A 13345-nucleotide genomic window follows, 5' to 3' on the forward strand; every position below is an offset into this window, starting at 1 on the left:
CATGGTTCGATCAATTCTATTGATGCTTGCGCTGGCGGCGCCACCGGTTGCGGCGATCGTCGGCGCGGAGGTCCGCGAGCGCCAGCGTTACCCGCGGCGGTTCGCGGAAGTGGTTCCCAACGAAGTCTACCGCGGCGGATTTCCAAGCGTCGATGACATCGTTCATCTGAAGGAAGACAAATCGATTCGTACGATCGTCAATCTTACGGGGCCGACGGATCGGCCGGAAGAACGAGAGATGCTCGCGAAAGTCGAAAGCCTTGGGATTCACCTTCTGCGCTTTCCCATGCCCGGCGACGGGCGCGGGGATTTCGCGATGCTGGAGCAGGCGGCGGTGGCCATTGCGGATCAGGGGAATCGCCCGATTTTTTTTCACTGCGCCGCGGGCAAGCAGCGGTCGAACGCGGCGTGGGCGGCTTATCGGATGAAATTCTGCGGCTGGTCCGTCGAAGAAGCGCTCGCGGAATTGGAGCGCGACTATGATCTCGATCGTAACGCGGAGCGCGCCCTGTGCGATCATCTGCGGGACTACCAGCGCTGGCGGTTCGAGTATCGACCCCAACCGACCACGGCGGCAACGAGGGAAGGACGTTAGCTCATGCTCATCCTGATGAAACAAGGCGCGACGGCGGAGCAGATCGCGGCCGTCTGCCGGCGCATCCGCGAGATCGGTTTTGCGCCCCACGAAATCCCCGGCACGATCCGTACGGCCATCGGCATCACCGGTAACCAGGGGGCGGTCTCACCGGAGAATTTTCAGGACCTGGCGGGCGTCGCGGAATGCGTACCGGTTTCCAAGCCGTACAAGCTGGTCAGCCGCGAGGTGAAGCCGGAGCAGACGATCGTGGACGTGCGCGGCGTCAAGGTCGGCGACGGAACGCTGGCGATGATGGCGGGCCCGTGTTCGGTCGAGTCGCGCGCGCAGACGATGAAGACGGCCGAGGCCGTGTCGGCGAGCGGGGCCAAATTCTTCCGCGGCGGGGCGTTCAAGCCGCGGACGTCGCCGTACGCGTTCCAGGGACTGAAGGAAGAGGGGCTTCAGATTCTGGGAGAAGTGAAAAGGTCCTTTGATCTGCGGATCGTGACGGAAGTCAAGGACGTCGAGAGCCTGGAGGCCGTCGCCGAGGTGGCGGACGTGCTGCAAGTCGGGGCGCGGAACATGCAGAACTTCTCGCTCCTGGAGGCCGTCGGCCGCCTGCGCCGCCCGGTGCTTCTGAAGCGCGGAATCAGCGCGACGATCCAGGAACTGTTCATGGCGGCGGAGTACATTCTGTCGCTGGGCAATTACGAGGTAATCCTGTGCGAGCGCGGCATTCGCACATTTGAGACGATGACACGAAACACGTTTGACCTTTCCGCCGTCGTCATGATCAAACGGCACTCGCACCTGCCGGTGATCGCCGATCCGTCGCACGGCGTCGGGATCAGTTGGGCCGTCGCGCCGCTGGCCCGCGCGGCGGTCGTCGCGGGCGCCGACGGGGTGATGGTCGAAACGCATCCGGAGCCGAGCAAAGCGCTGTCGGACGGGCAGCAGGCGCTGACGCTGGAGGCGTACGGGCGCTTGGCTACGGAACTGGCGGATTTGGCCAGATGGACGGCAAGTCATCGCTGACGCGGGCCCGCATGGCCGCTATGATCCGGGCAGCTTCGCAAGCATGGCCCAGTAGGTGTCCGCTATTCCATCTCCGACAAGCAGCATTTCCCTGAACCATGAAACCGCTCCGTCGCGCCGCGCGTTTGGCGTCTTTGCGGCAGTTTGGCTGGCGGGGACGGGCTTCGCGCTGGTCGGCGGTCCGCACCTGGCGGAGCACGAGGTGATCGTCGCGCAGTCCGCGCGCCAGATGATTGCGTCGGGCGATTGGCTTATTCCCCGCTACCTGGATACTCCGTTTCTGGTGAAGCCGCCGCTCGCTGCGTGGCTGGTGGCGGGGGTGTCCCTGGTGACGCCACGCTCCAACGATACCGCTCAGCCGGTCACGGATTTCGCGGCACGATTTCCATCGGCCGTCGCGGTGGTGCTGACGATTCTCCTGGTCTGGCGTTTGGCCGGGAGCATGTTCGACACCCGTATCGCGGCAATTTCGGCAGTCGTTTGCGCAAGCAGCCTGGGGATGCTTCTGTTCGCGGTCAATGCGACGGCGGAGGCGCTCTTGACGCTGTTTTGTACGTGGGCGTTTGCGGAGTTCTGGTGGGCCCAAACGAAACCCGAGCGCCGGACGATGCACCTCGCCCGGTTCTATATCGCGCTGGGACTGGGGATGCTCGCCAAGGGTCCGATGCCGATGATGGTGGTCGTCGTGCCGCTGGCGGCGTGGTGGTTCGGGCATCGCGGAATTCGAAGACTGACAACGCTCGACCCAGGTCGTATGGCACGTATCGTTCGCTCGACGTTGTTTAGCGCCGGGCTGAGACTCAAAGAGGCGCTGACGACAACCGGGCTGTGGTGGGGATTTCCCTTGTTCGCGGCGATGTTCGTGCCATGGATGGTCCTGGTGGCGCGACGGGAGCCTTACGCCTGGGCCTTGTGGGATTACGAGTTCCTGGACCGGGCCAAGGGCGACTATCCCGGATGCCATTGGGGCGATTTTCTCTATTACCTTCCGCTTTTGTTCGGGCTCTTGCTGCCGTGGTGCCTTTCGCTGCCCGAGGCGCTGGCCAGCCCTTTCTTGCGAGTCTATCGACGACAGCTTCGTCCGCTGACCTACGCATGGTGCTGGGCAGTTGCCGCGCTCGCGCTGCTTTCCATCATGAGTTTCAAGAAACCGTATTACATATTGCCGGCCGTGCCGGGTTGCGCCATTCTGCTCGGGCCCGTTCTGGATCGCCTTTTTTTTCGAAGCGATGTCTCCGCGCGGCTTGCCAAGGCGACCGTCGGTGTGATCGTCGCCATCCTGACGACGATCGCCGTGGTCATGTGGTTTGTCGGGCGCCGGATGTATCCCGAGGAATGGCATGGGATTCTGGCCTGGGGGACGCCGCTGTTTGCGGTGCTCGCCATCGGGGGGATGGCGATGGCAGGATGGTTGTATGTGCGTGGGCGGCGCTGGCCAAGCCTGACCGCCGTGGCGATGTCCGGCCTCGTGACGTTCGGGGGGGTGTGGTGCGTCATTGGGCCGTCGGCGGGAAATATTGATGCGCCCCACCGGCTGGTGGAGGAAATGGCCAAGGCGCGCGTGCCGGACGACGTCGCGGTTTATTGGGCCAGCAATCGCCCGGACGGTCGCGTGACGTTTTACTGGAATCGAGGCCTGCGTCAGGTGGTGGATCCTTACAAACTGATGGCGGAGCGGAGCAAATCTGCCAGCGGGTTTGAACTACGGCTGGAGGTCGCCGGCCGAATCTGCGAATTGCTGGACGGGCCCGGCATCGTTTACATGGTGTTGCAACTCGAGGACTTCGCCAGCCTCCAATCGCATTTCGATCCCAGGGCAAGAGAACTTTGCGTCGTCGATCGCGGGAACAGGGGTCGGGACAAAGACGACTGGGTCGTTATCACCAATCAAGGTGTCGGCAGCGAGGCGACCGGCGTCCGCCTGCACGCATATAAACACTAGCGCAGTAAACAGTTAAGAGAAGCCATCTGGACAACCGGATGGAACTTGACGCGGAGTTATGCTAAGCATACTATGTATTACATAGTACAGGAGATTGGCCATGCAGATCGAACGTGAACTCTTGAAGGGCGTGCTGCCCCTCGCGGTGCTCAAGCTTCTCAAGCGCCGGAGCATGTACGGCTACGAATTGGTGACGGAAGTGACCAAGCGATCGGACGGTGTGCTCAAACTGGGGCAGAGCACGCTGTACCCGCTACTTTACAACCTCGAAGCGCAGGGCCTCGTCGAGAGCGAATGGACAAGTTCTGAGAGCGGCCGCGATCGGAAGTATTACAAATTGACGGACAAGGGTGCGCAGCGGCTGGAGCGCGACCTGACGCAGTGGGAAGCGCTGGTGCGGGGGATGGGACAACTGGTGTTGGGGGGTACACAGGCGCAAAAGGCTTGGCGACTGGCATGAGCGCGGCTCCATCAATTCGTGACGATGCCTCCACCTCAGCGCTGCCCGAAGCACTGAAGGACCTGGTTCGCCGCGTCGTCCGCAAGGCGCGGCTGTGGCCGTCGGAACAGCGCGAGTTGAAGGCCGAACTGGAGAGCCATTTTCGCGAGGGGCTGATCGAATTGACGAAGGACGGCGTTTCATTGGAACAATCGATCGGAATCCTCTGCGAGGATTTCGGAGACCCGGACCTGGCGGCGAGACTCATTCACCGCAGCAAGAAGAGAGGAAGACCCATGATCTGGAAAATAATAACGTCGACGGCGCTGGTTTTGCTGGTGATCGCGGCGGCGGGCGGCGGGTATTTGGCCTATGTCTCGCTGGGCTCGCCGACGCCCACGGTGGACTACATCGCGAAGATCAACGAACCGACGCAGCGGACACCGGAAGGCGATCGGGCCTGGCCGATCCTCCGCGAAGCGCTCCTTCAATTCCGACCGCTTCCGAAGGAATTGGAAGCGACGCCGAAGAGTTTGCCGCGGCCGGGTGATGAAAAGTGGCCTGTGGCCCTGGCCTGGGTGGAAGCGAACCGCGTCATACTCCCGCGCCTCGAAGAGGCGGGAACCAAGCCGACGTGGGGCTTTCTCTACGATCATGAGCAGACCATTGAGTTCATGCGCCAGCGGGCGTTGAGGGGCGGCGAGCCCTTTGAAGAACCGAGCGAAACCGTCGATCCTCTGGTCCCGCCGACGCTCTCGGTGCTCCTGCCGAATCTCTCGGAAGAACGAAATGTCGCGCGTTTCCTGATACTGGATGCTCGAGACCGAATGACAAGGGGCGAATTCGCCGAGGCGTGGCGTTCGCTGGATATCGCGCACCGGCTGGGCGCGTTGCTTTTGTCGGGACAGACCATCATCGAGCAACTGGTCGGGACGGCGATGATTTCGATGTCGACAAACGAAGCGCGCCAAATGTTGCATGGAACGGCAGATGCCCTGACGCCGGAGCAGTTGGCTCTCGTCAAGGCGAGTCATCTCCTGACCATGCCGATCTGCACGCTGAAGGGCGATTTCCGGTCGGAGCTGTTCTTCTTTAACGACGTGGTGCAATACACGTTCACCGACGACGGAAGCGGAAACGGCCGCCTCATTCCCAGCCAATTCGCCAAGGTTTCGGCCTATGGAAACTCCTCGCCAGGAACAGATGAAACGGGCTTCATGAACGACGCCGCACTGGTGGCGATGTCCGCGATCCACGCGGATCGGCGCGAAACGGTCGCCAAATACCACGAGATCTTCGACAAGATGGAGGAGCTGTATTCCCTGCCGCTGTACGACCCGCGGCGGGCGGGCGCCGATCGCGTGCTGGATGGCGTGAAGAGCGACGGGCCGACGGGGCAGCGTTTCGCGCTGATCAACACGATGTTGCCGATCCTGTCGCGGGCGAATCAGCTCATTCGCGAAGCGACGATGAACGAACTGGCGACGCGGACGCTCGTGGCGATCCTGCGTTACCGGCTGGAGCGCGGGGCGCTGCCGCAGCGGCTGGCCGAATTGTCGCCGGACTACCTGGCGGCCGTGCCCGTCGATGAGTACAGCGGGATGCACCTGAAATACGCGGTGGATGGCGGCCGCTTCACGCTTTACAGCGTCGGCAACAATTTGGAGGATGACGGCGGCTCATCCGAGAAGGTCAAGAATGGAGCGTATTTCGGCCGAGAGGGCCCGGCGGATATCGTGTACTGGCCGCCGGCCGATTGAGGACGCTCTGTAAGAAAGGCCGCCCGAATGAGCATTCGGCGGCCTTTTTTGATGCGCGAGGGGGGAGTCGAACCCCCACGGGTTTCCCCACAGGATCCTAAATCCTGCGCGTCTGCCAGTTCCGCCACTCGCGCGCGGGCGCTGCGGTGGATTGTCGCTGCGGGATATTAGCGGGTCAATCGCGCGATCACTTGCGACCGGCGAGGATTCCCCAGATGCCGGTGCCGAGGGCGATGGCGGCGAGGCCGCCGAAGACGGACCAGTGCACGACGTCCTTGGCGATCGGCGAGAGGATCGTCGCGGGCCAGACGCCCTGTAGCTGCGCCGCGGTGGCCAGGCCGATCAGGGCGAGGCTGATGATCCCGAGGATGAGCGTGATGTTCATCGGGACGGCGCCGGGCATGCTCGTGGAAACGGCGGAGCGGGCGGCCATCGCCGGGGCCATGCCCGCTGTCGGCCCGACGTATTCGGCGCCGGACTCCGTGAGCGTGCGCGTGCCGCCGCTGCTTTCGCTGATCGTCTCAGCGGCCTCAATGACTTCGACGGCTTCGCCTTCGGTCTGAGTCTCGGCGGCCTCGGTAGGCGAAATGACGTCCAGCAGGGCGGCGCCGAGGCTGGTGTCGTCGCTTTCCTGCGTCAGGTCCAACAGACCGCTGCCGCTGCCGACCGTCTCCATCTCGGCGACGCCGGCGGAGATGCGCGTCTCGCCCATTGGATCAACGTCGATCTTCAGCTCGTCGTCGTCGAAGACGCTGATGCCGACCTTGCCGGTTTTGGCAGGCTCTTTGGCGGCGGGCTTGACCGGCGTGGACGTATCGTCGAGGCCGGTGGTTTCCAGGCTGATGATGCTCGAACCGGAGAGTCCGAGGTCGGGAACTTCGAGGTCCCCCCCGGGCGCCTTGGCTTCGGGCACGACCGGGGAGAGCCCCATGCTGGAACCCTCGGCGGTCGGGAGCAGGTCGATCTCGCTGGAGAGTTCGGGAATTTCGATTTCGTCCGCCGGGGGAGCGGCGGCGGGGAGGTCCTCCGGGAAGGATTCGGCGTCCAATTCCAGCGGCGGCGAGGGATCCTTGGCCATCAGCTCTTCGACGCCGGGGCTGGGCGTGTTGGCTTCCAGCACGCCGAGACTTGAAGACTCGTCGGCGAGGCTCGACAGGGCGGAGGCGAAGGAGTCGGGCTGGCCCTCGCCGTCGATCTGCGGGCTCATGTCCTCGGCAGCGGCGAGGTCGACGATGCTGCTGCCTTCCTTGGCGGCCATGCGCCGTACTTCGTCGCGCTTGAAGAAGATCTTGCCGGCGTCGCGCAGCTCGTGGAGCCGGCCGTCGGCGACCATCGCCTTGATCTCGGTGTCGGACATCCCGAGCATTTCGCAGGCTTCGTCCAACGTGCAGTATTCGGTATGAGCCATGTCAATCAGCTCCTCATCGCGGGGTAGGTGTTTTCATTTCGTCCTAGGGCGCCGTGGATCGATCGGCCCCGGAGGGCATGCCGGGGACGGTGATACCCAGGGCCTCATCGTCGGCGTCGTCGATGCCCTGCATCTCCCGGCGCTCTTTGATCCGTCGCTGCTCTTCCAACATCTGCTTGACGACTTCGATGGTCGGTCCTTCGAAATTGTGGTCTTCGAGGTAGCGATCGTGGCTGAACGAGCGGGCGGCCACGAGTCGAAGCTTGCGCGTCGAGGGCAGGTACTGGTAGCACCAGACCGTGCGGTTGTCGACATCCACCATGAAAAGTCCGTAGCTGTTCTTGTCGAGCTGGCCGGTGAAGGCAAAGACGCCGCGGGCGCCGACCATGGGAGAGTCGCCGAAGGCCGGGGCGACCCATGAGGAGGCCGAGCCGCGCACGAGCAGCGTCGTGGCGATGACCGCCAGGAGCAGGGCGATGATCCAGAAAACAGTTTGCCGTTCGCGCGGCGCAGTGGCCACGGCCGCGCGGACCGTCGGTTCAGTTTGCATGTCGATTCGTCCTCGGACCCGGCAGGAACGGAAAAACGGCTACCCAAGTGGAAACTGTTTTGGGTACGTTATCTCCCGTTTCAACTTCGTCCTCCTAATGCCCACCCTGTCCTTATCATTATAGACAATGGGCGGCTTAACTCAAGGGTTAGGACACCTCCTCACTGGGGGGCTATACTGCGGGCGCATGGCTCATGATACGCGGGTTCGATGCTATTCGCGGACGATTGATCCGCCCGGTAACGTCGCGGCGTTGCGGCGGGCCATCGCGGCGCGCCCCGGCGCGGCGATGCTGGAGTCCCATGGAGAATCGGATGGCCGCGAGCGGTACTCGATCTACGGATGGGATCCGGTCGCACGATTGACCGTCCCGACGACGGCGTCGGATGATCCCTTCAAGTCCCTGGCCCATAGATCTTCACTGCGGCAAGCGGTCGAAGTTTCGGACGTGCCGTTTGCAGGCGGGTGGATCGGATACATGGCCTACGAGGCGGGGCGATGCGTGGAGCCATCGGCGGGTTGGGGGAAACCTGACCCGCGCTTGCCCCTGGCGCATTGGGGGCTGTACGACACCCTTTTGGTACACGACCAACGGACGAACCATTGGGCCGTTTCGACCATCGAGGTTCCGGAGATTTGCAGCGGCGGACGCCCCGTCGCGAGCGAGCGAATCGGGTCTGTCGAGCGGTTCGTTCGCGCCAGTCGTGCAGCGTCCGATTCAGGGCGTGCCGATGCAGGGCGGCTGAAGGCCGATGGTCGCTGGAACTTTGATCGGGCGGCTTATGTCGCCAAGGTCGGGCGGGCGATGGATTACATCCGCGCGGGGGACATTTTTCAGGTGAACCTCGCCCGTCGGTTTCGCGCAGAATGGAAAGGTGACGCCTCGGCGCTTTACGAGCGGCTCATCTACGAAAACCCCTCCCCGTACGCTGCCTATCTGGATGTGCCCGGCGGCCAGATCGTTTCGTCGTCGCCGGAGCTTTTTCTTGAGTTGCGAAATCGCGTCGTCGTGACGCGGCCGATCAAAGGAACCCGACCGCGGGGGGCGACGGCAGCGGGCGATGAAGAGGCGCGGCGGGCGCTGGAAAACAGCGAGAAAGACCGCGCCGAACTGAACATGATCGTCGACCTGGAACGAAACGACCTCGGCCGCATCTGTGAATATGGAAGCGTGCGCGTGGTGGAGGATGGTCGAATCGAGGCGTATCCGACGGTATTTCATCGGACCGCCACGATTGTCGGGCGGTTGCGCGAAGATGCCGGCGCGATCGACCTCTTGCGGGCGGCGTTTCCCGGCGGATCGATCACGGGCGCGCCGAAGGTGCGGGCGATGCAGATTATCAATGAACTGGAGCCGGACCCGCGCGGGGCCTATTGCGGAGCCATCGGTTACGTCGGGCTGGACGGATCCATGCAGTTGAATCTCGCGATCCGGACGATGAGCCTCGTCAACGGGCAGGTCGATCTGTCGGTCGGCAGCGCCATTGTGGCGGACAGCGATCCCGAGGAGGAATACCAGGAGCTGGCGGCCAAGGCGGCGGGGATGCTTGCGGCGCTTGGGATTCGCGAAGGCGCGGCACCGGTGAGGTCGGGCGGGTATTGCAAACCGGAGCCCGCCCTGTCATGACCCAACACGAGGAATGGGTTTTCCTGAACGGTCACGTCGTCCCCGCCGAGGAGGCGACGGTCTCCGTGTTTGACGCGGGTTTTACGCACGCCGCCGGACTCTTCGAGACGCTCCGGGCGTATCGCGGCAGGGTCATGCGCCTGGACGATCACGTGGAGCGGCTGGCGACGTCCGCGGCGACGCTGGGCTTGCAAATCCCCGTGGATAAGGACCTGATCCGACGTGGCGTGGACGACGTTTTGCAGGTCAACAACCTGAGCGATGCGCGGCTGCGGATCGTTCTCACGCCGGGCGGCGTTCCGCGGCCGGGAAAAGAGGGCGAAACGTCCGCGCCGCCAACGCTACTGATCACAGCGGGGGTAGTGCGGGCGTATCCGCCGGAGCTTTACAAGAGCGGGATGCGGGTGTGTATTTGTCCATACAAGCAAAACCGACTGGACCCGCTGGCGGGGCACAAGACGCTGGCGTATCTGTCGCGGCTGATGGCCATGAAGGAGGCGGCGGACCGGCGATGCAACGAATCGCTGTGGTTCACCACCGAAAACCGGTTGGCCGAAGGATCGGTGTGCAACGTGTTCGTCGTCCATGAAAAGACGATCCTCACGCCGCCGCTGGACACGCCGGTCCTGCCGGGTACCGTGCGCAAGGCGGTCATTGAACTGGCGCGCGAGAATGAGCTGGCGCTGGAGGAGAAGCCGATTGATATTGAAACGCTTCTGGCCGCGAAAGAAGTCTTCCTGACGGGCAGCGTATTGGAGATCATGCCGGTGACGTCCATTGAGAAGCATCAGGTCGGCGAGGGCCTTCCGGGGGAGACGACGCAGCGGCTGTCCACCTTGTACCGCGAACTCGTGGCGCGAGAGTGCGGCGGATGAAAAGAGTTAACCACAGAGGCACAGAGGCACTGAGAACAGCCCTGGCGGGTTTTTTCCTGATTAGTTGTCGTCTCGGTGTCTCTGTGCCTCTGTGGTGAACGTGGTGCGGGGCGATGAAAAAACGCCGAAATATGAAGAGATCAAATCGAATATCCACCATGGCGGCATTGTGCGACGCCATGGAACAGATTGCGCCGACGTGGGCGGCGGCGGAGTGGGATAATGTGGGATTGTTGGCTGGCGGGGCGAAGTGGCCGTTAGCGCGGGTCTTGTTGACGATAGACCTGACGCCGGCGGTGCTGGATGAAGCGATCCGAACGAAGGTCGGGGCCATCGTCTCTTATCACCCACCGATTTTTCGACCGATCAAACGGATGTCGGTCGATCGCGCCGCGTCCGAGGGCCTGGCCGCCGAGGCTGTCGCCCATCGGATCGCCGTTTATTCGCCGCATACGGCGCTGGATTGCTCACCGGACGGGACGAACGACGTGATCGCCGCATTGGCCGGGCTGGAGGACATTGTTCCTTTCGAGATCGCCGCCAAGGCGGATCGCCTTTGCAAACTGGTGGTCTTCGTTCCGGCTCAGCAGGTCGAGAAGGTCTCCGACGCCGTCTTCGCGGCCGGGGCCGGGCGGATCGGCGCATATGAACGGTGCAGCTATCGCGTGAACGGTCAGGGCACTTTTTTCGGGACGGAGTCGACAAGCCCGACGATCGGCCGCAGGGGACGGCTGGAGCGCGTGGACGAGGTGCGACTGGAAGTGATCTTCCCGCGCCAGCGCCTGGCGGATGTAACGGCGGCGGTGCGGAAGAGCCATCCGTACGAGGAGCCTGCATTCGACGTGTACCCGCTGGAAGGATTGCCGGATGGGCGGACCGGACAAGGGCGCATCGGGCGTTTTCGAAAGCCGATTGCTTTAAGCATGTTGGCCAAACGGCTGGCGATGAAGACCGGGGCACGCTGTGCGTCGCGGATCGGCCGGTCGAGTGAGCGGCTGCATCGCGGGTTAGTGTGCGTCGGAGCGGCCGGTTCGCTGCCGTTCGAGATTCCGGGCGAATCCCTGGGCTGGGGCGATGTGGTTATTACCGGCGAGATCCGGCATCACGACGCGCTGCGGTACGCGCGATGCGGCGCCGCGGCGATCGCCCTGGGACACTCAGTCAGCGAGCGGCCGGTGTTGGCGCCGCTGGCCGCACGGCTCAAAAAACTGCTGCCGGGAGTTTCGATAATTGTAAGTCGTGCGGATCGCGATCCCTTCGAGGCGGTATGAGGACGAAAAGTCAAATAGTCAAGAAGTCAAAAAGTCAAAACGCCCTCGCACTCGTCGTCTCAGTGTCTCTGTGCCTCTGTGGTGAATTCGGTGCGTTGCTCCTGGCGGGATGCCATAACCAAGGCAGCGCACATTCCGTGCGCGATCAGCTCGCCGCTTCAGAAGCACCCTCCCAGCGCGCCGATACTAAAGCTCCCGCGCGCCAGGACTCCAAGCCTCAAGCCTCAAGCCTCAAGTCTCGTCCCAACCCCGTCGCCATCGTCAACGGTGAGGCGATTGACCGGGGCGAACTGCTCGCGCTCCTCCTGGAGAGCCGGGGGTTGGCGATGCTGCAACAGATGATCCTGGAAGAAGTCGCGGTGCAGGAAGCCCGCCGCCAGGGACTGAGCGTAAAGGCGGCGGATATCGACCGCGAATACGACCTGACGCTCCAGGCGAATCGCTTCAATGGCCACGATCCGGAAAAGCTGACGCCCGCGCGGCGGGAGAAGATCGTCGACGATTGGTGCCGGAAGAACGGCGTCACACGCGAAGAATTGGCCATCGCCATGCGCCGCCAGGCCCACCTGCGACCGCTGGCGGAGGGGCGCGTCTCGATCACGGAGGCCATGCTCAAGCAGGAGTACGACCGCGTGCATGGCGAAAAGGTCGTCGTGCGGCATATTCAATTGGCCGCGCCGCGGTTCTATCCGCAATTCAAGGAGCGACTCGATCAGGGGGAGTCGTTCGAAGTCCTCGTGACGAAGTTCAGCCAGAATTTGCTGTCGCGGGAACAGGCGGGGTTGCTCCCGCCAATCTCGGCGTCCGACGACACCGTCCCGGCGGTGTTCGTTAAGGCGGCGTTTGCCATGCAGCCGGGCGACGTCTCGAACGTGATCGAGGCGGAGGGCTCGTTCCACATCCTCAAGCTGGAGCGGCGGATCCCCGCGGACGAGGCGAAGTTCGAGGACGTCAGGGCTCATCTGGAGAAGAACTTGCGGGCGCGGTTGGTTGCGCAGGAGATGGAAGCCCTGGCAGAACGACTGCTTCTGGCCGCGCAGTTACAAATCAAGGATAAGGTCTTACACGGGCAATATCAGAAGCAGCTGGGTACCAAAGAGATTGTCGGTCCGCCGCTCGCGGGGCCGTGATTACAACTGAAGTGCAGTATGGTATCGGCGAACCACGGCCTGGCTGCTGCCAGACCGTGCCACCCCGATGGCGTTGACGGTCAAGGTCCCGTTGTTACAATCGCCTCCGCGTCGGCAGGAGGCCGTCGCGAATGCAAGGGATGTGCGGGATGACGCGAACAGCCAGTGTGCGGCAGGGCGTGGGGATGGCGTTTTTCGCCTGCGGCGTGCTGGCGTGCTGCGGGTGCGGTCGCGGGCAGATTGAGGAAACCGAACAAGGGCCGACGACCGAAGAACTGGTGGCCTTCTACAGCCCCCGCACCATCAAGATCCTCCCCTTTACCAAGCCGCGCAGCTTCGACGACGACGCGCTCCCCGATGGCATCGGCGTCTCCCTCCGGGCGCTGGACAGTAGCGGCGATCCCGTCAAGGCGTACGGGACTTTTGTCTTCGAGCTGTATGGATACAAGAACGCGTTGGGCGGTCATCGGGGTCCGCTGATTCAGTCCTGGACCCAACCGGTGCGGGACGTCTCCGACCAGAAAAAATTCTGGGAGCGGATCACAACGATGTACGAGTTTCAGTTGAGCTGGGAGGGCGCGCCCATCCCCCCTCAGAAGAAATACATCCTGGTCGCGAGTTTTCAGGCGGCGGGCAGCGACCGGCTCTTTGATGAGTATGAGTTCGAGTTCACCGTGGCCCGCGAAGAGATTTTGGACGCCCTGTCTCAAAAAGAATAAGAAGGAGTCTTG

12 protein-coding genes and 1 tRNA gene are annotated in these 13345 nt (G+C 63.0%); 10 read left to right on the top strand and 3 right to left on the bottom strand.

All coding sequences use genetic code 11. The annotated features are described in order from the left end of the window. The first annotated feature begins 1 nt into the window (after position 1). From VJZ71_03345 to VJZ71_03365, 5 genes are all read left to right on the top strand, one after another. Positions 2-595 (top strand): hypothetical protein, encoded by a 594-nt coding sequence (locus VJZ71_03345; protein HKQ47090.1) that lies wholly within the window; start codon positions 2-4, stop codon positions 593-595. Positions 596-598: 3 nt separating this feature from the next. Beyond that, a complete protein-coding gene (gene aroF / locus VJZ71_03350; protein ID HKQ47091.1) occupies positions 599-1612 on the top strand; it encodes a 3-deoxy-7-phosphoheptulonate synthase in 1014 nt (337 codons plus the stop codon). Positions 1613-1667: 55 nt separating this feature from the next. Beyond that, the gene (locus tag VJZ71_03355; GenBank protein ID HKQ47092.1) at positions 1668-3554 is read left to right on the top strand and encodes a glycosyltransferase family 39 protein; all 1887 of its coding nucleotides are present in this window, start codon (positions 1668-1670) and stop codon (positions 3552-3554) included. Positions 3555-3654: 100 nt separating this feature from the next. Continuing rightward, positions 3655-4014 carry a helix-turn-helix transcriptional regulator gene (locus tag VJZ71_03360; GenBank protein HKQ47093.1) on the top strand — a complete coding sequence of 120 codons (360 nt, stop codon included), beginning with the start codon at positions 3655-3657 and terminating at the stop codon, positions 4012-4014. Next, entirely contained in the window at positions 4011-5753 is a 1743-nt protein-coding gene (locus tag VJZ71_03365; GenBank protein ID HKQ47094.1) for a hypothetical protein, read from the top strand. Before VJZ71_03360 ends, VJZ71_03365 begins: the two co-directional genes overlap by 4 nt. Positions 5754-5805: 52 nt before the next feature. Here the strand turns inward: VJZ71_03365 and VJZ71_03370 are convergent. The 3 genes from VJZ71_03370 to VJZ71_03380 all read right to left on the bottom strand — a co-directional run bounded on the left by VJZ71_03370 (position 5806) and on the right by VJZ71_03380 (position 7711). Beyond that, positions 5806-5887: transfer RNA gene (locus VJZ71_03370), tRNA-Leu, on the bottom strand. Positions 5888-5940: 53 nt separating this feature from the next. Beyond that, the gene (locus VJZ71_03375; GenBank protein HKQ47095.1) at positions 5941-7161 is read right to left on the bottom strand and encodes a helix-turn-helix domain-containing protein; all 1221 of its coding nucleotides are present in this window, start codon (positions 7159-7161) and stop codon (positions 5941-5943) included. Positions 7162-7204: 43 nt separating this feature from the next. Then, the gene (locus tag VJZ71_03380) at positions 7205-7711 is read right to left on the bottom strand and encodes a hypothetical protein (protein HKQ47096.1); all 507 of its coding nucleotides are present in this window, start codon (positions 7709-7711) and stop codon (positions 7205-7207) included. A gap of 187 nt (positions 7712-7898) precedes the next feature. Here VJZ71_03380 and pabB point away from each other — a divergent pair, with 187 nt between their 5' ends. From pabB to VJZ71_03405, 5 genes are all read left to right on the top strand, one after another. Next, positions 7899-9338, top strand: a complete 1440-nt coding sequence (gene pabB / locus VJZ71_03385) for an aminodeoxychorismate synthase component I (protein HKQ47097.1) — start codon at positions 7899-7901, stop codon at positions 9336-9338. After that, a complete protein-coding gene (locus VJZ71_03390; GenBank protein HKQ47098.1) occupies positions 9335-10213 on the top strand; it encodes an aminotransferase class IV in 879 nt (292 codons plus the stop codon). Before pabB ends, VJZ71_03390 begins: the two co-directional genes overlap by 4 nt. A 158-nt stretch (positions 10214-10371) precedes the next feature. Next, positions 10372-11484 carry a Nif3-like dinuclear metal center hexameric protein gene (locus VJZ71_03395; GenBank protein HKQ47099.1) on the top strand — a complete coding sequence of 371 codons (1113 nt, stop codon included), beginning with the start codon at positions 10372-10374 and terminating at the stop codon, positions 11482-11484. Positions 11485-11621: 137 nt separating this feature from the next. Continuing rightward, complete coding sequence (locus tag VJZ71_03400; GenBank protein HKQ47100.1) at positions 11622-12614, top strand: peptidyl-prolyl cis-trans isomerase; 993 nt, start codon at positions 11622-11624, stop codon at positions 12612-12614. A 149-nt stretch (positions 12615-12763) separates the two neighbouring features. Further along, positions 12764-13333: a hypothetical protein gene (locus tag VJZ71_03405; GenBank protein ID HKQ47101.1), complete on the top strand. Its 570-nt coding sequence runs from the start codon at positions 12764-12766 to the stop codon at positions 13331-13333. Positions 13334-13345 lie beyond the last annotated feature (12 nt).

The sequence above is a fragment of the Phycisphaerae bacterium genome (assembly GCA_035275405.1).
Taxonomy (GTDB): Bacteria; Planctomycetota; Phycisphaerae; order UBA1845; family UTPLA1; genus DATEMU01.